Raw genomic sequence first — 22127 nt, 5'->3', positions numbered from 1 at the left:
GGGGCAAGCGGATGATCCGGCTCAAAGGCCATTTGATCTGCATGACAGACAGTGAGTCGCAGATCGTGCAGCAGCACTTGCCCGAACATATCCGCCTGACCCGGGCCGAGCCGGGCTGCCTGTCCTTCGATGTCACCCAGACCGACAATCCGATGATCTGGGACGTGCGCGAAACGTTTCGCACCCGGGCCGATTTTGACGCCCATCAATCCCGCACCCGTGCCAGCCGCTGGTTCGAAGCGACCCGGCACATCCTGCGCGATTTCCAGATCGAGGAATTGGGCGACTGAGCCCTTCTGCGCGGGTCGATCCTTGCACCGCAAGCTCTGGACACTCTCGGCGCCACGCGCCAGAACAAGCCCATGACCAGCACCCCGCCCCCCCGCCCGCTTGCCGCCGCCCTCTGGATGCTGGGCTCAGTCGTCTCGTTTAGCGGCATGGCCATTGCAGGGCGCCAGCTTCAGGGCGCGCATGACACGTTTGAGATCATGGCGGCACGCTCTTTCGTCAGCTTCTTTCTGGTTCTGGGCGCGGCGGCGGCCATGGGCAAACTCTCCGACATCCGCACAGATCGGCTGGGTGGCCATGCCTTGCGCAATGTGGTGCATTTCACAGGGCAGAACTTATGGTTCTGGGCGCTGACACTGATCCCGCTCGCACAGTTGATCGCCATCGAATTCACCTCGCCGCTCTGGGTGATCCTGCTTTCGCCATTGCTCTTGGGCGAGCGCATCACGGGTGCCCGCGCGCTTGCCGCTGGTCTTGGCTTTGTCGGTATCCTGATCGTCGTGCGCCCCGACTTCAATGCGCTCAACATCGGCGTCCTGGCCGCCGCCGGAGCCGCCATCTGTTTCGCCGCCACCAACATTGCCACCAAACGCCTCTCACGCGATGTCACCATCCTGTCGATCCTGTTCTGGCTGACGGTGATGCAATTCGTGTTTGGTGCAACCCTCGCCGCGTGGGATGGACAGATCGCTTGGCCCACCGCTGCCACCGCGCCTTGGCTTGTGGTCATTGGCGTCACGGGCGTTCTGGCGCATCTGTGCCTGACCTCCGCATTGCGCATGGCGCCAGCCACATTTGTGATGCCCATCGATTTCACCCGCCTGCCCCTGATGGCGCTTGCGGGCGCCCTGCTTTATCAAGAGCAGATCGAAGCGCTGCTCTTTGTCGGCGCGGGACTGATCCTGTTTGCAAACTGGATCAACATCCGCGCCGAGACCCGAAAGCCACACCGCGCTTGAATGCAAGCTTTGTGACGCGGCGTCATTGATTGACCCATCACACCCGCGTCAAATAGCGTCAGGGCAGGGAAAATCCTACGCACAGGATGAGGAAAAAATGAAGAATATCATGATCGCAGCCGCCGCAGCTGCCGTGTCCGTTGGTGCGGCACAAGCGGGCGGATTTGAACGCTCTGCCACGCCACTGGGCTTCATGTTTGAAAAGGGAAACTACGCCGAGCTCAGCTTCGGCTCGGTTTCACCGAAGGTCTCGGGAGCACTCAAGGCGGTCCCTTCGGTGACCACTGGCAACGTCACCAAAGATTACACGACTGTTGGTCTGGCGGTAAAAGCGGACATCAACGCAAACCTGTCGTTAGGACTTACATTGGACCCATCATATGGTGCAGATGTGCTGTATGATCCTTCGACGAACTACCCTCTTCGTGGTTCGGCAGCAAAGCTTCGTGGCGACACCTTGGCGTTGCTTGCCAAATACAAAATCAATGAGAATGTCTCTGTCCTGGGCGGTCTGAAGTCTGTGGGCATCGGCGGTGACGTGTCACTGAGCACAACGACGTTGCCAAGCGCACCCGGAGTGCCGGTCAACTTCTATCGCGCGAGCTTCGATCAGACTCGTGATCTGGGCTACATTATCGGCGTCGCCTATGAAAAGCCCGAGATTGCGCTTCGGGTCGGTCTAACCTACTCATCTGACACGACACACAACCTTCCCGTTTCGGGCGTCGTGCTCACAGAGGGCGGTTTTGTAGGATTTAATGGCAGCACAGGCGTTGAGTTGCCCAAATCGCTGACACTTGACTTCCAGACCGGTGTCGCAGCAGACACTCTCGTCTTTGGCTCGATCCGTTGGGTCGATTGGACCTCGACCAAGCTTATTGCGCCAAATGCTGGCGCGGCGAACCCACTGGTGGATTATGCAAATGACACCATCACCTACAATATTGGTGTCGGGCGCAAGTTTTCGGACGCCTTTTCCGGTGCTGTCTCGATCGGATATGAGAAAACCCACGGCGCTCCCACTGGCAACCTCGGCCCGACCGATGGCCAGCTGAGCTTGCAAGTTGGCGGGACTTACACGCACAACAACATGAAGATCACCGCCGGCGTGCGTTACATCGACATTGGAAACGCAGATGCTCTGAAACCTACTTCAGATGCGACAACCGGCAACGCGCGGTTTGCGGGCAACAGCGCTGTTGCGGTTGGTCTTCGGGTTGGCTTCAGTTTCTGATCTCGCGCCAATCTGCGTTCAGCCCGCCCCCTCACCGGGGCGGGTTTTGCATTGAAGGTGCGGCTTGTGGGCGGTAATTGTCGGGGGCAAACACAGGGGCTGGGCGATGATCTACGCGACCGGGGCAGACTATCTGGCGGCAGGGCACAAGCGCGTGCTGCTTTTCGGCATGTCCGGTCTGGGCAAAACGCATCTGTCGAACATGCTGCGCGACAGCCGCCCCGATCAAGGCGGCTGGTTCCATTACTCGGTCGATTATCGCATCGGAACCCGTTATATGAACGAGTTCATCGCCGACAATTTCAAGCGCGAAGCGATGAAAGTGCCGCTTTTGCGGGAATTGTTGATGACGGATTCGGTTTACATCGCGTCCAACATCACCTTCGACAACCTTGCTCCCCTGTCCACCTATCTGGGCAAGCCGGGCGATCCGGCCAAGGGCGGATTGCCTTTCGCGGAATACATGTTGCGCCAAGAACAGCACCGCCGGGCCGAAGTGTCCGCCATGCTGGACACCGCGCATTTCATGCAGAGGGCCGAAAATATTTACGGCTATCAGAACTTTATCTGCGACACTTCAGGTTCGATCTGCGAAGTGGTCAACCCTGACGACGCGCAGGATCCGGTGATGCGGCAACTGGCGGAAACGGTCTTGCTGGTCTGGATCAAGGGATCTGACGATCACACGGCAGAGCTGGCCCGTCGCTTTGACCGGGCGCCCAAGCCCATGTATTATCAACCCGAATTTCTTCATTCAGCGTGGAAAGAATATCGCGCAACCACCGGAAACTCTGAGGAAACCTGCGATCCCGATCATTTCGTGCGCTGGACTTATGCCCGCGCGCTTGCCCACCGTCAGCCGCGCTATGCCGCGATGGCTGGCTGGGGGGTGACGGTGACGGCGGACGAAGTGTCCAGCGTGGCAACTCCGCAAGATTTCAACAGCCTGATCGCCCGCGCCATTGATCGGCGCTGAGCGCGATCCTACATCCCTCGCTCCAAAGGAAGCGTCCCATGCCGATTACCCTGCCCGAGACCCTGCCCGCCTTCGACGTTCTGCGGAACGAGGGCGTCATGGTCATGTCGCCCGAACGCGCGGCGCGGCAGGACATCCGCCCGCTGAAAATTGGGCTGCTCAATCTGATGCCCAAGAAAATTCAGACGGAAAACCAATTCGCGCGCCTGATCGGGGCGACGCCCTTGCAGATTGATTTTCAGCTGATCCGCATGTCGGAGCATCAGACGAAAAACACCGCCGCCGAACACATGGAAGCCTTCTACCGCCCGTTCGAGGATGTGCGTGACGAGAAGTTCGACGGGCTGATCATCACCGGTGCGCCGATCGAGCATTTGCCTTTCAAGGACGTCACCTATTGGGATGAGCTGTGCGCTGTCTTTGATTGGACCCAGACCCATGTGCATTCCACCTTTGGCGTCTGTTGGGGTGGAATGGCGATGATCAACCATTTCCACGGCGTGCAAAAGCATCTGCTGGAGCACAAGGCATTCGGCTGCTTCCGCCATCGGAATCTCGACCCAACATCCCCTTTTCTGCGTGGTTTTTCCGACGATTGTGTGATCCCGGTCAGCCGTTGGACGGAGATACGCCAAGCTGAAATCGCGGCGCGCCCTGCGTTGCGGACGCTTTTGGGCAGCGATGAGGTGGGCCCCTGTCTGGTGGAAGATCCAAGCCATCGCGCGCTTTATATCTTCAACCATTTCGAATATGACAGCGACACGCTGAAACAGGAATACGACCGCGATATTGCGAACGGCACCACCATCAATGTGCCGATCAATTATTATCCGAATGACAACCCCGCGATGAAGCCGCTCAATCGCTGGAGAAGTCACGCGCACCTGCTATATGGCAACTGGATCAACGAGATTTACCAGTCAACGCCCTATGACCCGCAAGATATTGGCCGCTAGTGCCGCTCTCATCGGACTTGGCGTGATCGCCACAACGGCCATGCGCACTTCTGCGCGCGAGGCCGCGGCGCTCGCGTCACATCCACCGACCGGGCAATTTCTATCGGTCGAAGGGTTGCAGGTGCATCTGCAGGTGGCGGGCACCGGCCCGGATCTTGTGATGATCCATGGCGCGAACGGCAATTTGCGCGAGTTTACCTTTGCCTTGATGGAGCGCCTGTCTGACCGGTATCGGGTGATCGCTTTGGATCGACCGGGGCTGGGCTATTCAGACCCCTTGCCCGATCATGACGCGAGTGTCGCGGGTCAGGCGCATATCCTTCGGCAGGCGGTGGCGCAGATTGGTGTGGAAAATCCAGTGGTTCTGGGGCAAAGCTATGGCGGGACCGTCGCGCTCGCCTGGGCCTTGCAAGAGCCGCCCGCTGCACTTGTGCTGGTGTCGTCGCCATCGCTGCCTTGGCCCGGAGAGCTGGACATCTGGTATCGCGTCACGGCATCAACCGTTGGGCGCGCAACCTTGCTGCCGCTCGCTTCGGCACTTGTCACCCATGGTTTTGTGCGCCGCGCTGTGGAGGGCGTCTTCGCGCCACAGCCAGCGCCAGAGGGCTATGCCGACCATCTTGGGATCGATCTGATCCTGCGCAAAGGGTCGATGGGCACAAACGCGGCACAGATCAATGCCTTGCGTCCGCAGGTTGAGGCGATGCAGGACGATTACGCCCGCCTGACCCTCCCGGTCGAGCTTGTGCATGGTGACGCCGATACCATCGTGCCGCTCGACATCCATTCCCGCCCCTTGACCCAGATTTTGCCCAACGGCCATCTCACCGTTCTGGAAGGCGTCGGGCATATGCCGCATCACACACATCCTGACGCGGTCATCGCCGCGATCGACCGTGCTGCCGCGCGGGCCGGATTGCGCTGACAGGGGCAATCGCCATACTTGGCGCGACAGCAGACGGAGCGAGCCATGTCATTGCCATTCGACGGCGCGATCAGCGCCTTTTTTGAGACGCAGGCCCCGAAATCAGTGCGCAAGGCGATCGAGACCGCCTCGAAGGACGATATCCTTGATCCTGCTTATCCATATCGCACGGAGATGAAGGGGAAAGAATACAGCGCACAGATGGATGCGCTGCAAATTGAACTGGTCAAGATGCAGTCTGACCTGAAGGCGACCGGCAAACGCTTGGTGGTTGTGTTCGAAGGACGCGATGCGGCGGGCAAAGGGGGCACGATCGGCGCCTTGCGCGAAAACCTCAATCCCCGCGTCTGTTCGGTGGTGGCATTGGCCAAGCCCTCAGACAGAGAGGCGACGCAGTGGTATTTCCAGCGCTACGTCGATTGGTTGCCCGCGAAGGGTGAAATCGCCTTGTTCGACCGCAGCTGGTACAACCGGGCCATGATCGAACATGTCTTTGGCTTTTGCACCGACGAGCAGCGCGAACATTTCTTTGCACAACTGCCCAGTTTTGAAAGCCTGCTGGTGGATGACGGGATCATCTTCCTGAAAATCTGGCTGGAAGTCGGGCAAGCCGAACAGCTGAAGCGCTTCCTTGCCCGAGAGCAGGACCCGTTGAAACAGTGGAAATTGTCGCCCATCGACATCGACGGCTTGGGCAAATGGGACGAATACTGCGCCGCAATCGATGAGACGATGACACGCAGCCACTTTTCTTTCGCACCGTGGACGGTCATTTTGTCGGATGACAAAAAACGTGCGCGGATTGCGGCGGTGCAGACCATTCTGCGCGCCATCGATTACAAAGGGCGCGACATGGCTGTGATCGGCACGCCTGACCCGGCCATCTGCGGCGGCCCCGATCTGCGCAAGGACCGCGCGTGAAACGCGGCTACCATCACGGCAATCTGCGGCAGGCCTTGGTGGAGGCCGCCTTGGGGCTGATTGCCGAACAGGGACCCACCGGCTTTACGCTGTCAGAGGCGGCCAAGGCGGCAGATGTGACCCCAGCGGCCGTCTATCGGCATTTTGCCGGGCGAGAGGATCTGCTGGCCGAGGTCGCGCGGCAAGGATACGAAATTTTTGCCGCGCTGATGGAGTTTGCCTTCGACAACGGTCGGCCCACGGCCTTGGCCGCGTTTGAGGCAACCGGCCGCGCCTATCTGGCTTTTGCGCGAAAATATCCCGGCCACTACATGGCGATGTTTGAATCAGGGCTGAGCCTGAACGATCATCCCGATCTGGCGCTGGTCGCGGGGAAAGCGCGTGCCGTTCTGGAGCGCGCGGCAGAAAGCCTGTCGGAGCATTTGCCGCCCGGCCTGCGCCCTCCGGCCACCATGTTTTCGGCGCATATCTGGGCAATGAGCCATGGTGTTGTCGAACTTTACATGCGCGGCAGCGCCAATGGCGGCACCCGCAGCCCGTTCCCCCCGGAAGACCTGCTGGAAGCGGGCATCGGGATCTATCTGCGCGGTCTGGGACTGCTGCCCCCGGACGGCGCAAAGCTGTCTTGAGACGAGCGGTGAAGGCGCCTTGCCTGTGCCCCCGCGCGCTCGGTCTTGTGTCCGCCTTGCCACGGCGGGCGGAGGTCGGACATAATGATGCCCGAAAGCCAAGGTAAGCTTGCACAGGTTTGACGAAGAGAGCCCGAATTAAGACTTGGCCATTAGGCTGGCTTGGCACAGGACAAAAACGGGATAGGGCAGAAGCCAAGCCCGAACGGGGGCAGCGGGTGATCGAGTTCGAAGGCGTTTCCAAGTCTTTCTGGACCGGCAAGCAGCGCAAGATCATTCTGGATCGGGCGTCCTTCCGCGTGGACCTTGGCCAATCCTTGGGAATTCTGGCCCCCAATGGTGCTGGCAAGACCACCATCATCAACATGATGGCCGGTCTTGAAAAGCCGGATGAAGGTCGGGTGACCCGGACCAGCCGCATCTCCTTTCCTTTGGGCTTCATGGGAGGGGTGGTCAACAAGCACACCGCCACCGAGAACAGCCGCTATGTCGCGCGGCTTTATGGTCTTGACCCAGACTATGTGGAAAGCTTTTGCCGCTGGCTGTGTGGCATTGAAGAATACTTTGACATGCCCGTGGGCACCTACAGCCAAGGGATGCGGGCGCGGTTTTCCTTTGCCCTGATGCTTGCGCTGGAATTTGACATTTATCTGATTGATGAAGGCATGCCTGCCACCACGGATGTGGAGTTCAACCGAAAGGCGGGGCGCATCCTGCGCGAGCGGCTGCAAAGTGCGACGGTGGTCATCGTCAGCCATCAAGCGCAAACGCTTGAAAAATTTTGTAAACAGGCCGCGGTTCTGCGCAACGGTCAGCTTTACATATTCGACACTCTGGAAGAAGCGAAGCAGTTGTATGACTATCAAGCTAAGGGTTAAGCGGTATCATCTCCACCGACCCGAGCCGGTAAGCGCCGTCACGCTCGCGCCACGGCGCCCTGTGCAAGCCGTTGTCCCTCCGCCTCGCCCGCAAGCAACCGTCGCGCCTCCTGCGGCGGCAAGTGACGATGGATTTGGCGATGCGCCCTATCCCACAGCGCCGGACCAGATGGCGGCCATGATGGAGGCCGGCGCCGAGGCTCAGCCCCTCTCTGGCCAGCGCGCAGAGCCAGCAGCGCCAATGGATCTGGATCAGATCCGAAAGGAAGGCTTGACAGGACGCCAGCTACGGATGGCCCGGCGGATGGCACAGAAATATGGCCTGCCCGCCACGTCGGATTTTGACGCGGTCAGGCTGTTGCGTGCGGCGGGAATCGACCCGTTTCAGAAATCGGTCATCATGAAACTGATTGGCTCGGGGGGAGCGTCGCGGGAGGATAGCGCGGAAGCAGAACACGGCTCGCGCGCGCTGACCGTTGGTGCATCGGGCGACGCCGTCCAGTTGCCGCAGACCATCAGGCCGATCAAGGTTCCCAGCACCGAGAGGCGCGCAGAGGAGGCGCATCTTTCGGAAATCCAACGCATTCAGCGCGATCTTGCCAAACGGCGTCGCCGCAAGTCGGCCCTGCTCGCCGCGCGGCTGTTCTTCTTTGTTGGTCTGCCGACACTGCTGGCAGGTTGGTATTACTATGTGGTAGCAACGCCGCTTTACGCCACCAAAGCCGAATTCGTGATCCAGCAAGCCGATCCGGCCGGGGCACAGGGCATGGGCGGCCTGCTTTCAGGCACTCAATTTGCCACCTCACAAGATTCGATTGCCGTGCAAGGCTATCTGCAATCTCGTGATGCGATGATGCGGCTGGATGAGGACAAGAATTTCATCGCGCATTTCTCACAGCCGCAGATCGATCCGATCCAGCGGCTGGCGCCGGATGCGTCACGCGAGGCGGCCTATAAGGTTTTCCAACGCAATGTGAAAATCGCCTATGACCCGACCGAGGGTATCATCAAAATGGAGGTAGTCGCTGCCGATCCGCAAGTCTCGGCCGATTTCTCTCAGGCCCTGATCGGCTATGCAGAGGATCAGGTCGATCATCTGACCCAACGCTTGCGCGCCGATCAGATGCAAGGCGCGCGGGAAGCCTATGAACAGGCGGAGCAAGCGATGCTGGCGGCGCAGCGCAAGGTTGTGGATCTGCAAGAGCAGTTCAAGATCTTGTCCTCTGAGGTCGAAGTCAGCCTCATCACCACCCAAATCGGTCAGTTGGAAACGCAACTGAGCCAAGACCGTCTGAGCCTTGCGCAGATGGAGTCCAATGCCACTCCCAATGCGGCCCGGATGGAACCTTTGCGGCGCCGCATCGGCACACTCGAGGCCGAAATCGCCACCCTGCGGTCGCGCCTTACGCAAGGCGGTGAAGGCGGCACCTCTTTGGCACAGGTGCAATCGGAACTGCTGGTGGCACAGGCGGATGTGCAGACGCGGCAGCTGCTGCTGTCGCAATCGCTGCAATCGATGGAAACCGCGCGCACGGATGCCAACCGGCAAGTCCGGTATCTGTCGGTCTCTGTCAGCCCGATCCCCCCGGATGAGGCGACTTATCCGCGTGCATTCGAGAACACCATGGTCGCGCTTCTGGTGTTCGCCGGCATCTATCTGATGGTGTCGATGACAGCCGCCATCCTGCGCGAACAGGTTTCCGCCTGACTCATTGCAAACAAAAACCCCCAGCCCGGTTGCGGGCCGGGGGACACTCGTTACACAACCTTCAGCGCGCGGCGGTGACAGCCCGGCCTGTCAGCACTTTGACAAGATGGGCGCGATAGGCCGCTGAGCCGTGCAGATCCGAGATCATATCGTCGGCCGCCACAGTCAGATCCGAAATCGCCTTGGCTGAAAAATCGGATGACAAAGCGGCCTCGGCCTCTGTCCACCTGAACACTCCGTTGTTCGACGCCCCCGTCACGGCCACACGCACGCCATCGGAAAACTGCGCAACGAAAACAGCCGTTAGGGCAAAGCGGCTCGCGGGTTGGTTGAACTTCACATAGGCGGCCTTATGCGGGATCGGGAAGATGACCTGCGTGATGAATTCTCCCTCGTCCAGCGCCGTGCTGAACATGCCCTGAAAGTAATCATCTGCCGCGATGCGTCGGTGCGGGGTCACCACCGTTGCGCCCGATGCCAGCACGGCGGCCGGATAACAGGCAGCAGGATCATTATTGGCGACAGATCCGCCAATGGTGCCCCGATTGCGCACCGCCGGATCGCCGATGCCGCCTGCGAGCGCGGCCAAGGCCGGGTAATGCGCAGCCGCGTCACGCGCGACCACGGCATGAGGCGTTGCCGCCCCAATGTGCAACCCGCCCTCTCCCGTGCAAACGCCCTGCATCTCGGCGATGCCCGTCAAACTGACCAGCACATCGGGGGCGGCCAGCCGCTGTTTCATCGTGGGCAACAGGGTTTGCCCACCCGAAAGCGCCTGAGCGCCTTCGGACGACAAGGCCGCGACAGCGTCGGCGATAGAGGAGGGTTTGACGAAGTCAAAGTTATGCATGGCTGTTCCCTCCGCTTATCCGTTGATCGCTTGCCACACCCGGTTGGGCGAGACAGGCATGTCGATATGGGCCACATGGGTGATCCCGCCCCGGTGCAAGGCATCAATCACCGCGTTGACAACGGCGGGAGGGGAGCCAATGGCACCCGCCTCACCGCAGCCTTTCACGCCCAGCGGGTTGTGCGTGCACGGCGTCGCGCAGGAATGATCGACCGTATAGAACGGAACATCATCGGCGCGTGGCATGGCGTAATCCATGTAAGACCCGGTCAAGAGCTGGCCGTTTTCGTCATAGCTGGTGTTTTCGCACAGCGCCTGACCAATGCCCTGCCCCACGCCGCCATGGACCTGCCCTTCCACGATCAGCGGGTTCATCACATTTCCGAAGTCATCGGCTGCGGTAAAGGCGACAACATCCACCTTGCCCGTCTCCGCATCCACCTCGACCTCGCAGATATAGGCGCCTGCGGGATAGGTGAAGTTGGCCGGATCATAGAAAGCGGTTTCTTCCAGCCCCGGTTCCAGCGTTTCCAGCGGGTAGTTGTGCGGCACATACGCACTAAACGCGATTTCGCCAAAGCTCTTGGCCTTGTCGGTGCCGGCCACACTGAACTTGCCATCGGCGAAGGTGATGTCGCCTTCGGCCGCTTCCAGCATATGGGCGGCAATCTTCTTGCCTTTGGCGATGATCTTGTCGAGGGCGCGGTCCATGGCCGAGCCTGCCACCGCAAGGCTGCGCGAACCATAAGAGCCCATCCCGAACGGAATTTTCGCGGTATCGCCATGCACGATCTCGACCGAGCTTTCCGGAATGCCCAGCTTTTCCGCCACGATCTGCGGGAACACCGTTTCATGGCCCTGCCCATGGCTATGGGCGCCGGTCATTACCGAGATGGTGCCGGTGGCATTCACCCGCACCGTCGCCGCATCGTAAAGCCCGACCCGGCTGCCCAACACGCCCACCAGATGTGACGGCGCAATCCCACAGGCCTCGATCCAGGTCGAAAGTCCCATGCCACGCAATTTCCCGCGCTTTGCACTTTCGGCCACCCGCGCCTCGAACCCCGAGACATCGGCAAGTTCAATGGCCTTGTCGAGCGTGGCCTGATAATTGCCGGTGTCATACACAAGCCCGACCGGGGTGGTGTAGGGGAACTGATCCGGGGTGAGAAGGTTGCGGCGGCGCACCTCGAACGGGTCAAGGTTCAGCTCGCGGCACATTTTGTCGACGGCACGCTCGATCGAATAGGTCGCCTCGGGCCGCCCTGCACCGCGGTAAGCGTCCACTGGCGCGGTGTTGGTGAACACCGTCTTCACGTTCACATAGACATGCGGCACCTTGTAGGGGCCAGCCATCAGCGTGCCATGCAAGAAGGTGGGCGTGGCGGTCGAGAAATTCGACAGATAAGCCCCCACATTCGCCAAGGTCTCTGTGCGGATCGCCAGAATGTCGCCTTCTTTGGTGCACCCGAGTTCGATCTTTGTCACATGGTCGCGTCCATGCGCGTCGGACAGAAAGCTTTCCGTGCGCTCTGCCGTCCATCGGACAGGGCGGCCAAGGCGTTTGGCAGCGGCCAACACCAAGGCCTCTTCGCCGTAGTGATAGATTTTCGAGCCAAAACCGCCACCGACATCGGGTGCAACCACTTGCAGCTTGTTTTCAGGAATGCCCATCACGAAGGCGCAGACCAAGAGCCGGGTCAGATGCGGGTTCTGGCTGGTGGTGGTCAGCTTGTAGTCGCCCGTGCCGGGGAAATACTCACCGATGCTGGCGCGCGGCTCCATAGCGTTAGGCACGAGGCGGTTGTTGGTCAGTTCCAATGTCACCACATGCGGGGCCGCTTTCATCGCGGCGTCCACGGCGGCGCGGTTGTCTTCAATCCAACCCCAGTCAAAGCACAGGTTGTCGGGGATCTCGTCATGCACCCGGTTCGCCGCATTGGCGACGGCGGCGCGCATATCGACCACAGCCGGAAGCTCTTCAATCACAGTGGCGTCGGCAAGCACCTGCGCGGCATCCTTGGCCTGGGCATAGGTTTCTGCGATGACTGCGGCATAGGCGTCACCCACATGGCGCACCTTGCCATGCGCCAGCACCGGACGTTTCGGTTCGCGCATGGGCGTGCCATCGCGGCTGTTGATCAACCAGCCCGCCGGGTTGCCGCCAACATCCTTGAAGTCCTCGCCCGTAAAAACGGCCAGCACGCCGGGCATCGCCTCGGCTGCGGCAGTATCGATCGACACAATGCGCCCATGCGCCACACTGGAGCGCACCATCACTGCATGGGCCTGCCCGAACAGGCTCAGATCATCTGTATAGACCCCCCGCCCGGTCAGAAAACGCAAATCTTCGCGGCGCTTGGTGGATGCACCGATCCCGGTATCCTTTGGCATGTTCCCCCCCTTTATTCCGCAGCCATCGCGCCTGCGTCCTGACCGGACGCGGCAAGGACCGCTTTGACAATGTTGTGGTAGCCAGTGCAGCGGCAGATATTGCCTTCCAAATAGTGTCGGATCTCGCTTTCACTGGGGCGTGGGTTTTCGGCCAAAAGCGCCGCAGAGGACATCACCATGCCCGGCGTGCAAAAGCCGCATTGCAACCCGTGATGATCTTGAAATGCTTGCTGAACCACACCAAGGCTGCCATCGGCATTGGCCATTCCTTCGATGGTGCACACCTCGGACCCGGCCACATCCATGGCGAAAACCGTGCAGGACTTCACGGCTTTGCCATCAACATGCACCACGCAGGCCCCGCATTGCGATGTGTCGCAACCCACATGGGTGCCGGTCAGTCCCAGCCCTTCGCGCAAGTATTGCACCAGAAGCGTGCGCCCTTCTGCCTCGGCCGAGACGGATTTTCCGTTCACGGTCATCGTGACTTTCGTCATGGTTTTCCTCCCTTGGGTCTGTCCTGGGTTGGTTTTGCGGTTCAGCTGATCAAGCGCTTGAACCACCCCTTTTTCTTGTCCGCGCTGTCGGCCTCATCCCCATCCGCGCTTTCGGCTGACTCGTCCGGCGTCTGGGGCCCTTCCACTGCGGCTTGAAAGCGGTTGAAAAAGTCATCGGCCATTTTCTTGGCAAACCCGTCGATGATCCGACTGCCAAGCTGCGCCAGTTTGCCACCGACATTGGCCTCGACCTGGTAGCTGAGGCGGGTGCCCTCGGCGATGGGCTCCAGCCGCACCACGGCGCCGCCTTTGGCAAAGCCTGCCGGGCCGCCCTTGCCCTCCCCCGAAATGGTCACGGCCTGACCTTCAATGATATCAGACAGGGTCACAGCGCCCTTGAAGGTGGCCTTCACGGGGCCAACCTTTTGCGTCACCACCGCTTCGAAGCCGTCATCGGGGTTGCCAGTGACTTCGGTGCAGCCCGGGATACACTCTTTCAGCACCTCGGGGTTCAGAATGGCGGCCCAAACCTCCGAAGGCGCGGCCTTGATCTCGCGGGTATCGCTCATTTGCATTGGTCAGTCTCCCTTGATCGCAGTCTAGGATCATGGGCATGCCCGCGCTATGGAACCTAAGTCGTAGGACCCGCGCCCCTAGGCCAGTTCACGCAAAAAGGCTTCCAGCGCGTGGGCATCGATCGGCTTCATCAGCAGCTCGATCCCGGCGGCTTGGGCTTGGGCGCGCACCTCCGGGCTACGGTTCGCGGTGATCAGGCGCGCAGGCACATCGCCGTGCAGGCGGCGCAGCGCCAAGATGAATGCGACGCCATTCATGCCTGCGCCCAGTTGATGATCGACAAGGAAGAAATCGGGCAAAATGCCCAACTCGTCAATCAGCGCCAGCGCTGCCTCACCACTTTCGGCATCGAGCACTGAAAGCCCCCATTTCTCCAACAAGAGGCCCATGGCGCGGCAAAGATCGGGATCATTCTCAACGAGAAATGCGATTTTCCCATGCAGGCGCATCCGCGGATGCCGAGGGGCCACAAGGGCGGCAGGCGGTCCAGCATCGGCAACGGCCCCCAAAGGCACCTGCAACATGAAACAGGTGCCGCGCCCCAGTCGAGACGACAGGCCCAGAGGATGGCCCAAAAGCGCGCACGCACGCTCGACAATGGCCAGCCCCAAGCCCATGCCTTCGCTGGCAGAGGCGCGGGCATTGAGGCGGTGGAACTCTTTGAAGATATTATCTTGTTCTTCCTCGGGGATGCCGGGGCCCGTGTCCCAGACCTCCAGCCGGACCCTGCCAGCGCGTTTGCGCGCGGCCACCACCACCCGGCCTGTTTCGGTGTAGCGAATGGCATTGCCGATCAGGTTTTGCAGGATGCGCCGCAGATAGGCGGGATCTGTCATCACCACGGCCTCGCTGGGCCGCACGGTCAGGCGCAGGCCCTTGGCGGCGGCGATGGCACTGAACTCGGCGGCAAGTTGCGTGAGGATCGGGTGCAGTGCCACCTGCCCCACCGAAACCGCAGCACGTCCCGACTCCAGCTTCGAGATGTCGAGCAGCGCATCCAGAATGCCCTCGACCGAGATCAGCGCATTCTGAGCCTTTTCCAAAGCCTCCAGCGCTTCGGCTGGCACTCCCTCTCCGCCGATGCTGGCAATGAAGAGCTTTGCAGCCGACAACGGCTGCAACAGATCATGGCTGGCTGCCGCCACAAAGCGCGAGCGGCTGGCATTGGCCCGCTCGGCATGGGCCAAGGCGTCCTCCAGCTCCAGCGTGCGGTCCATCACGCGGGCCTCAAGCGTTTCATTGGCGCGGCTCAGCGCTTCGATGGCGGCGCGCTCGGCGGTCACGTCGGTAAAGCTCATCACAAAGCCGCCGTCGGGCATCTCCTGCGCGAAGACGGCCAGAATCAGATCGCTTCCACGCCGCACTTCAAAGGAAAGCGGGTGGCGCCCGGGCCGCGCCTTTACCCAAGCCTCCAGCTGGGCATCCGTCATCCCGTCCGACAGCGTGATTTCTTCCCGAAACCGTTGCAGAAGATAATCAAACGAAGCCCCGACCCGGAATCGCGCCACCGGGATCGATAACAATTGCCCAAGCCGCGCATTCCACCCGACCAAGCAAGCAGAGGCATCAAAGATCGAGACACCCTGATTGATGTGGTCCAGTGTTGCGCGGATCATCCGGGCCTGATCATCCAAGAGCTTCCCGCGTTCCTGACGCTCGCTGCGGATGATGTCGGTCACATCGGTCTGCAAGATCACCGTGCCGCCATCGGCCGTGCGATGCTCGCTCACTTGCACCCAGCGATCCCAGATCATCCGAACGTTAAAGATGACATGCCTGTCCTGATGCCGCCGCTTGCGCCGGATCGCCCAGTCTTCGGGTGTGTCGCGTTCTGGCAATTCCAGAAAGCGGGAGTGGCTGACCCGGTCAACATAGGCCGAAAAGCTCAGGCCCGGGCGCAGATCGTCACGGATATCCTCCATATGCATGCCAAAGCGCGAATTGCACAGCACCAGCACATCATCTGCATCGAAAAGCGCAAACCCCTCTTGGATCGTCTCGATGGCATTGGCGAGGTTCTGGCGAGCAGCCTCGGCACTGCGCGTCGCTTCACCCAACCGAGCGTTGGACTCATTCAAAAGGTCCAAGGCGCGCTCCAGATCGCGTGTCCGGTCACGCACCTGATCTTCCAGCATCGCTGCCCGTTGAAACTGCGCGTAGGCGGCACCGTTGTCATCCGTGTCGGCCTCTACCCGGCGCATCAAGACCTGCGCAATCGTCATCAACTTTTGCATCTGCCGCTCTGGCGGATCTGCGGGGTTGATCAGCGACTCGATCATCGGAGGTCTGGCGGATAGATTGCCACCCCGGTCATCGTCTGGTTCACATGCATCGAGTTCCATTGCTCGCCATAGGTGGAAAAACCCACCACATGGTGCGCACGCAGCACCGCCGACAGCGCCACCGACATCTGCTTTTCCTGCGCTTCCATCCGTCGCAAGATGCAGTCGCAAGCCAGAATCGCGGCAGGCGCACCATGATCGGACAGGCGCGCAAGTTCGCGGTCCAGATGGGACACCATGTCCTGAGGCTCGGCCAGCGTCAGCACCAAACCTTCATCGATCGCCGAAAAGAACACGAGGTCGCCATTGGGCTCCATCCGCTGAATGGCGCGGACATGGTGTCTTCCCCCCACGCGCACCACGACGGGATGCGCGGCAAAGGTAAAGGTGGTCAACTGGGCCGGATCCTTGCCCAAAAGCCGCGCATATTCCTGCGCGGCGGGCTCTGCATTGATCTGGCGCACCACGCGCCGTGCCGGATCGGCCTGAGTCACCACCATGCGCTGGTCGGTTGGCACAAGATGATCCAAGTTGAACACCCGCACCCGGCAATCGCTGCGCACCAGCAGGACAACCGCCGCGTTGCTCAGCGCACGGCCTTGCCAGATCACATGCGTCCGCCCAAAGCGCACGCCATCTGCCGCCGAACCGCCAAAAAGCGGCACCGGCCCCAAGCCCGGAGCAAGGGCTGCGGCAAGATCGTCTTCACGGGTGGAAAGGCCATCGACCATCATGAAGGCGAATTCATGATCCCATGCCGGACAGTCTTGCTGCAACGCAGTTCTGGCGCGAATCAGATCCCCGATCAGGGCATGGGCGTTCAGATTCGTAAGGTCCTCGATCACCAGACAATCGGTGCGAAAATGGGCCGCCGGAAAGCCCACCGCCAAGATCTCTCCTTCGACATAGCCGCCGCTCGAAATCTCGCCTGCTGTGGTGCAGCCGATCACAAGGCCAAGCGGGTAGAGCTTGCCCAGATCCGCGCAGAGGCGGGGCAGGTCCGCGTCAGGCGATACAAAAACGACGATCCGCGCAAAAGGTCCTTCCCCCAAGGCGTGATGCAACTGCTGTGCCGCATCCTGCGCATTGGCCAGAACCGATGCCGTCGTCAGCACCGCCTTCCCGCCTGTCCCGGCCTTGATGTCGTGCATGCCCGGCCCTCTCATGCCGTCACGCTAGGCTGGCGAAGGGCGTAGGGCAAGCGGTTCAATCACCTTCGGGCATCAGGCTGTCAAAGCTGGCCCCACGCGCGATGAGAACTGCCTGCGTGCGGCTTTGCACGCCCAATTTGCGCATGATCGCCGTGACATGCGCCTTCACCGTCGTTTCAGCGATGGTCAACTCATATGCAATCTGTTTGTTCAGCTTGCCTTCGCAGATCAGTTGCAGAATCCGTGCCTGTTGCCGTGTCAGCAGCGACAAACGCGCCACGGCCTCTTCGCGCTGGCTGGCCGGAGCCTTTGGGTCGTTTTGGGGAACATACCCTTCCGGGTGATAGATCGCGCCGTGCCGGATAGACTCGAAAGCGGCGCGAAACACCTCGCGATGCGAATGTTTGGGCACAAATCCGGCGGCACCCGCCCGCAGGGCCGCGCTCACCACCCTGTTGTCAGCCAAGGACGAGACCACAACCACCGGCACGGCGCCGACGACCGATTTCAGACGGATCAAGCCATCCAGCCCATCCACGTCGGGCAGGTTAAGATCCAGAACAACGACATCCGGCATCGGCCCGCATTCCAACCGCGCGATCGCATCTTCCAGACGGTCGGCGGTTTCGATGCGCGCGATTCCGGCCACCGCTTTCAAAGTCATTGATAAAGCGTCGCAAAACAGCGGGTGATCATCCACGACAAACGCCGACAGCATGCTGCGCGGCGGATCGGTCGGGCGGATCGGCGGGCTGTGCAGGCTCATCATGCACCTTTGACGTTGTTTCAAAACCCTAACAGCACAATTTTCGTTCCGATAGTCCGCCTTAAGTCCTAAACCGCGCCCCTGCGGCCTTGCGCGCATGTGATGGCACGGGACTGGAGCGCAAGGCGCAATTGCGATAGAGAAGGCCCAGACACGGCAAAAAGGACGATACCCATGCCCCTGATCTCCCGCCGCGCGGCCTTGACGCTTGGTCTTGCGCTTGTGGTGTCAGCCTGTGGCGGAGGCAATCAGGACCGGTCCTTTGTGGGGGGCGGAGGTGGCGCCCATGCGGGTGCGACCCCGGAGCTGCGCGCCTTGATTGAAAAATACGCTTCCGAATATGACGTGCCCGTCAGCCTTGTGCACCGCGTGGTGGAACGCGAATCCGGCTACAACCCACGTGCGCGCAACGGCATCTATATGGGACTCATGCAGATCGCCCCGCAAACCGCACGGACGATGGGGTTCCGGGGCGACCCGGCCCAGCTTTTGGATGCCGAGACCAACCTGCGTTACGCGGTAAAGTATCTGCGCGGGGCATGGATGGTGGCCGATGGGTCGCAGGATCGCGCGGTCATGTGGTATTCGCGTGGGTATTATTACGAAGCCAAGCGGCGCGGACTGTTGTCCGCCACCGGACTGCGCAGCTGACCTGAAATGGACGGCATGTTTCCTCTGCGCCCGGCACTGACCGTTGCCGATCTTGTGGCCGATGGCCTTGCTGCCACCGCCGATGCCGCTGTGCTGAGCCGCGTCACTCAGGATTTCCGCATGCGACTGACACCAGAGATGCGCGAGGCCTCGGCCAATTCCGCAGGCGTGGCACGGCAATTTGTGCCCTCTGCCGCCGAATTGATCGAACGCCCTGAAGACCTTCTGGACCCGATTGGCGACGAGGCACATGCACCCGTGCCGGGGCTGACCCATCGCTATCCCGACCGGGTGATCCTGCATGTCACGAAAACCTGTGAAGTGTATTGCCGCTTTTGCTTCCGTCGGGAGACTGTTGGCGAGACCGGGCATTTGCCAGCAGACCAGCTGGAGGCGGCGCTCGGGTATATCGCGCAGACCCCCGCGATCCATGAAGTGATCCTGACCGGCGGTGACCCTTTGGTTCTCTCGCCGCGGCGCATTTCTGCGCTGATGGCCCGGCTGGCAGAGATGGCGCATGTGGGCGTCGTCCGTCTGCACACCCGTGTGCCGGTGGTTGCGCCAGACCGTATCAGCCCTGCTTTGATCGCCGCGCTGCGCTTGCATCCGTCGACTTGGGTGGTGATACATACCAATCACGCTGACGAGTTGACACCCCAAGCTCAAGCCGCCGTAGCGCGGCTGGCAGATGCAGGCCTGCCCTTGCTGTCACAAACTGTGTTGCTGCGCGGCGTGAACGACAGTGCTGACACGCTGGAATCCTTGTTCCGCGCGCTCATTCGGCTGCGTGTGAAGCCCTATTACCTGCACCATTGCGATCTTGCGCGCGGTGCGGGCCATTTCCGGACCACCATCCCCGAAGGCCAAGCGATCATGGCGGCCTTGCGTGGCCGGATGTCAGGCACCGCCCTGCCCACTTACGTGCTGGATATCCCGGGTGGCTTTGGCAAGGTGCCCATCGGGCCGGACTATCTGACTCAGGACGGGCCACATTGGCAGGTGACAGACCCCAACGGGCGTCGGCATGACTATGCTGATCCCGAGCGGACCTGACAGGTTCATTTCCCGGAAAACGGTTGTATCCCGCGCCTAAACGACCTGCCCTGCGGCCCAACCGGATGACCAGGCCCATTGGAAGTTATACCCTCCCAACCAACCGGTCACGTCGACCACTTCACCCACGAAGTACAGACCCGCGGCTGTCTTGGCCTGTAGGGTGCGTGCGTCCAGTGCATCGGTGTCGACTCCGCCCAAGGTCACCTCGGCCGTGCGATAGCCTTCAGATCCGACAGGCATGAGCTGCCAGTTGCGCAAAACCTCTGCCACCTGTTCCAGCGCCGCGTTTGACAAAGTGCCCAAAGGCCCGGTCGGCGCAATCACGGTTCCCAGATGTCGCGCCAGCCGCTCGGGCACAAGCGTGGCCAAGGCCGTGCGCAGCGCAAGTTTTGGTCCCCGCGCCCGAGCCTCGCGCAAATGAGATACCACGTCTCGACCCAGCGCCATATCCAGCGCGATTGCCTCACCTTCCCGCCAATAGCTGGAAATCTGCAGGATCGCCGGGCCAGAAAGCCCGCGATGCGTAAAGAGCAGCCCTTCCGCAAACTCGGTGCGGCCGTGCCGCACCCGCCCTTCCACCGAGAGGCCAGACAGCGGCTTCATCCACACCAATTCCTGCTCGGCAAAGGTCAAGGGCACCAATCCGGGCCGCGTTTCCACCAAGGGCAGACCGAACTGTTCCGCAACCCGGTAGCCAAAGCCGGTCGCTCCCATTTTGGGAATGGATTTCCCGCCCGTGGCCACCACAAGCGAGTCGCACCGCAGCGGGCCTCGCGCCGTGTCCACCCGGTAGCCCCCCCCCGGCAAGGCGGCGATAGCCGCCACACTGCAGCCCAGCCAGATCTCACCGCCTGCTTGCGCCAGATCGCGGCACAGCGCCTCGACCACCTGAGTGGCAGATCCATCACAGAACAACTGACCAAGTGTTTTCTCGTGCCAGCCGACTCCCCAATGATCCATGCGGGCGATAAAATCCCATTGCGTATACCGCTTGAGCGCTGACAGCGCGAAACGCGGATTGCGCGACAGAAAGCGCTCAGGCCGAATCTCGAGATTCGTGAAATTGCAGCGCCCGCCCCCCGAGATTCGAATCTTCTCTCCCGGTGCTTTTGCGTGATCAATCACGCGCACCCGCCTGCCCCGGCGCGCAGCCTCGATTGCGCAAAACAGCCCCGCCGCTCCGGCCCCTAGAACGATAACATCCAGCTTTTCCATGCTTGCCCCATACCTTGCGCAAAGGCATCCGTCCATCTTTGCATTTTTGTGAGTTACCCCCCTTGCACCCGCCAACCGCCTTGGCTAAACACCGCCTCACGGTTGGGGCGTCGCCAAGCGGTAAGGCAGCGGTTTTTGGTACCGCCATACCCAGGTTCGAATCCTGGCGCCCCAGCCAACCGTTTTTTTCCTTTATTTTCAGACACTTAGCGGCGGTCGTGTCACCGCGTCCGGAACACTTTTCCGGGCCATTTGAGCGCCTCACCTGCCCTCCGACTCATCTAGAAGCGAAAAGGGCGAAGCCGAAGCCCCGCCCTTTCCATCGGATCACACTCAGCACCACGCGAGCAGGTGAATCGAAGCCCGCCGTGCTGTGTCAGGGTTGATGGGCATAACACCCGCGCACCTACCGACTAATCGCAGCGCATTCGGCAGTATAGAAGCCGGTCCACCGGGCGCGCCAACCCTACACCTGTTGATACGGTCGGGCCGGGAATGTGTCGGTTGGGATGGAAATGAAAAGCGGACGCCGAAGCGCCCGCTGATTGTGGTGATGATGGCTGGTCAGGCGGCGTCATCCTGCCAATAGCCATAGGACTGCGCCACCTTCGTCAAATGACGCATTCGGGCGTTGGCAAGGCGCAAGTAGTGCGCCTTGCCCTTGCGATCCACGCTGATGTAACCGGACTTGATACCGTCGATCTCATCCGCGATTTGGCGCTGATGAATTTCCAAAACAGCCGCGCGGTCGTGATCGGCCAGCTTGTCGAGAACGCTTACGCGGGGGAGATAGTGGTCGCGCTTGCGCTGGGGATACTTGGCAGCGGATTGTTCAACCAGCTTTTTGAGCAAGGGGTTCACTGCCATCACGCAGCCTCGCTTTCTTCGATTGCAGCTTCACCGCCGCGATACGCATCAAAGAAGTCAGATACACACTGAAGAGCGGCCTCGCGGATCAATTCTTCTTTCTGACGAACGGGCGTCTCAGCGTGGATATCGAAGCCGACAGTGATGGTCAGGCCGTTGAACCGGATGGCTGCGGTGCCGTGATTGATCGGCATTGCCGCCGGAGTGCCGGTCGTGGTATTGAGAATCTTGCTCATGGGATACACCTCATACTGAGCGCTACGTTTTGGCCGGTGCTCTAACACCTGCCGACTATTGCTGCGCGGCGGTGTCACCCGCTGCGCGCAAACCTGCCATTAAGCACCTTTT

Annotated in this window: 22 protein-coding genes and 1 tRNA gene; 13 read left to right on the top strand and 10 right to left on the bottom strand. The window is 60.8% G+C overall.

The window, feature by feature from the left end; translation table 11 throughout:
• The first annotated feature begins 11 nt into the window (after positions 1 to 11).
• The 10 genes from CUR21_RS02355 (at position 12) to CUR21_RS02310 (ending at position 9474) form a co-directional block, all read left to right on the top strand.
• Positions 12 to 290: a putative quinol monooxygenase gene (locus CUR21_RS02355; protein WP_100195413.1), complete on the top strand. Its 279-nt coding sequence runs from the start codon at positions 12 to 14 to the stop codon at positions 288 to 290.
• 72 nt (positions 291 to 362) lie between these two features.
• Positions 363 to 1247 carry a DMT family transporter gene (locus tag CUR21_RS02350; protein ID WP_198431594.1) on the top strand — a complete coding sequence of 295 codons (885 nt, stop codon included), beginning with the start codon at positions 363 to 365 and terminating at the stop codon, positions 1245 to 1247.
• A 97-nt stretch (positions 1248 to 1344) separates the two neighbouring features.
• Positions 1345 to 2481: an outer membrane protein transport protein gene (locus CUR21_RS02345; RefSeq protein ID WP_100195412.1), complete on the top strand. Its 1137-nt coding sequence runs from the start codon at positions 1345 to 1347 to the stop codon at positions 2479 to 2481.
• A gap of 106 nt (positions 2482 to 2587) precedes the next feature.
• Positions 2588 to 3457 (top strand): ATPase, encoded by an 870-nt coding sequence (locus CUR21_RS02340; RefSeq protein ID WP_100195411.1) that lies wholly within the window; start codon positions 2588 to 2590, stop codon positions 3455 to 3457.
• Positions 3458 to 3495: 38 nt separating this feature from the next.
• Complete coding sequence (metA, locus tag CUR21_RS02335; RefSeq protein WP_100195410.1) at positions 3496 to 4413, top strand: homoserine O-succinyltransferase; 918 nt, start codon at positions 3496 to 3498, stop codon at positions 4411 to 4413.
• A complete protein-coding gene (locus CUR21_RS02330; protein WP_100195409.1) occupies positions 4388 to 5338 on the top strand; it encodes an alpha/beta fold hydrolase in 951 nt (316 codons plus the stop codon). The genes metA and CUR21_RS02330 overlap by 26 nt, the downstream gene beginning before the upstream one ends.
• Positions 5339 to 5383: 45 nt before the next feature.
• Positions 5384 to 6259 (top strand): polyphosphate kinase 2, encoded by an 876-nt coding sequence (gene ppk2 / locus CUR21_RS02325; RefSeq protein WP_100195408.1) that lies wholly within the window; start codon positions 5384 to 5386, stop codon positions 6257 to 6259.
• A complete protein-coding gene (locus CUR21_RS02320; protein ID WP_100195407.1) occupies positions 6256 to 6888 on the top strand; it encodes a TetR/AcrR family transcriptional regulator in 633 nt (210 codons plus the stop codon). Before ppk2 ends, CUR21_RS02320 begins: the two co-directional genes overlap by 4 nt.
• 218 nt (positions 6889 to 7106) lie before the next feature.
• Positions 7107 to 7766 (top strand): ABC transporter ATP-binding protein, encoded by a 660-nt coding sequence (locus tag CUR21_RS02315; protein WP_100195406.1) that lies wholly within the window; start codon positions 7107 to 7109, stop codon positions 7764 to 7766.
• Between the two features lie 304 nt (positions 7767 to 8070).
• A complete protein-coding gene (locus CUR21_RS02310; protein WP_369802495.1) occupies positions 8071 to 9474 on the top strand; it encodes a capsule biosynthesis protein in 1404 nt (467 codons plus the stop codon).
• 61 nt (positions 9475 to 9535) lie between these two features.
• Here the strand turns inward: CUR21_RS02310 and CUR21_RS02305 are convergent, their stop codons facing one another.
• The 7 genes from CUR21_RS02305 to CUR21_RS02275 form a co-directional block, all read right to left on the bottom strand.
• On the bottom strand, positions 9536 to 10324 hold the full coding sequence (locus CUR21_RS02305) for a xanthine dehydrogenase family protein subunit M (RefSeq protein WP_100195404.1): 789 nt from the start codon (positions 10322 to 10324) through the stop codon (positions 9536 to 9538).
• A 15-nt stretch (positions 10325 to 10339) separates the two neighbouring features.
• Positions 10340 to 12718 carry a xanthine dehydrogenase family protein molybdopterin-binding subunit gene (locus tag CUR21_RS02300; protein WP_100195403.1) on the bottom strand — a complete coding sequence of 793 codons (2379 nt, stop codon included), beginning with the start codon at positions 12716 to 12718 and terminating at the stop codon, positions 10340 to 10342.
• An 11-nt stretch (positions 12719 to 12729) separates the two neighbouring features.
• A complete protein-coding gene (locus CUR21_RS02295; RefSeq protein WP_100195402.1) occupies positions 12730 to 13215 on the bottom strand; it encodes a (2Fe-2S)-binding protein in 486 nt (161 codons plus the stop codon).
• Positions 13216 to 13256: 41 nt separating this feature from the next.
• The gene (locus CUR21_RS02290; RefSeq protein ID WP_100195401.1) at positions 13257 to 13790 is read right to left on the bottom strand and encodes a CoxG family protein; all 534 of its coding nucleotides are present in this window, start codon (positions 13788 to 13790) and stop codon (positions 13257 to 13259) included.
• Positions 13791 to 13868: 78 nt separating this feature from the next.
• Positions 13869 to 16070, bottom strand: coding sequence for a PAS-domain containing protein (locus CUR21_RS02285; protein ID WP_100195400.1), 2202 nt, complete (start codon positions 16068 to 16070; stop codon positions 13869 to 13871).
• Positions 16067 to 17239, bottom strand: a complete 1173-nt coding sequence (locus CUR21_RS02280) for an FIST N-terminal domain-containing protein (RefSeq protein ID WP_369802494.1) — start codon at positions 17237 to 17239, stop codon at positions 16067 to 16069. Before CUR21_RS02280 ends, CUR21_RS02285 begins: the two co-directional genes overlap by 4 nt.
• A 40-nt stretch (positions 17240 to 17279) precedes the next feature.
• A complete protein-coding gene (locus tag CUR21_RS02275) occupies positions 17280 to 17990 on the bottom strand; it encodes a response regulator (RefSeq protein ID WP_100195398.1) in 711 nt (236 codons plus the stop codon).
• 174 nt (positions 17991 to 18164) lie between these two features.
• On the opposite strand from CUR21_RS02275, the gene CUR21_RS02270 reads away from it, so the two are divergent.
• Positions 18165 to 18641 carry a lytic transglycosylase domain-containing protein gene (locus tag CUR21_RS02270; protein WP_100195397.1) on the top strand — a complete coding sequence of 159 codons (477 nt, stop codon included), beginning with the start codon at positions 18165 to 18167 and terminating at the stop codon, positions 18639 to 18641.
• A gap of 6 nt (positions 18642 to 18647) precedes the next feature.
• Complete coding sequence (locus CUR21_RS02265; protein ID WP_369802493.1) at positions 18648 to 19694, top strand: lysine-2,3-aminomutase-like protein; 1047 nt, start codon at positions 18648 to 18650, stop codon at positions 19692 to 19694.
• A 36-nt stretch (positions 19695 to 19730) separates the two neighbouring features.
• Here CUR21_RS02265 and CUR21_RS02260 read toward each other — a convergent pair whose 3' ends face one another.
• The gene (locus CUR21_RS02260) at positions 19731 to 20912 is read right to left on the bottom strand and encodes an NAD(P)/FAD-dependent oxidoreductase (protein WP_100195396.1); all 1182 of its coding nucleotides are present in this window, start codon (positions 20910 to 20912) and stop codon (positions 19731 to 19733) included.
• Between the two features lie 103 nt (positions 20913 to 21015).
• Here CUR21_RS02260 and CUR21_RS02255 point away from each other — a divergent pair.
• Positions 21016 to 21090, top strand: a tRNA-Gln gene (locus CUR21_RS02255).
• Positions 21091 to 21476: 386 nt separating this feature from the next.
• On the opposite strand, the gene CUR21_RS02250 is transcribed toward CUR21_RS02255, so the two are convergent.
• Together CUR21_RS02250 and CUR21_RS02245 are read right to left on the bottom strand one after the other, a co-directional pair.
• Positions 21477 to 21782: a hypothetical protein gene (locus CUR21_RS02250; RefSeq protein WP_157791923.1), complete on the bottom strand. Its 306-nt coding sequence runs from the start codon at positions 21780 to 21782 to the stop codon at positions 21477 to 21479.
• The gene (locus CUR21_RS02245) at positions 21779 to 22015 is read right to left on the bottom strand and encodes a hypothetical protein (RefSeq protein ID WP_157791922.1); all 237 of its coding nucleotides are present in this window, start codon (positions 22013 to 22015) and stop codon (positions 21779 to 21781) included. The genes CUR21_RS02250 and CUR21_RS02245 overlap by 4 nt, the downstream gene beginning before the upstream one ends.
• Positions 22016 to 22127: the final 112 nt, after the last annotated feature.

The sequence above is a fragment of the Pseudorhodobacter sp. MZDSW-24AT genome (assembly GCF_002794355.1).
GTDB lineage: Bacteria > Pseudomonadota > Alphaproteobacteria > Rhodobacterales > Rhodobacteraceae > Pseudotabrizicola.
The sequence above is the reverse complement of the archived record's forward strand: the minus strand, read 5'-3'. Positions and strand labels throughout refer to the sequence as shown.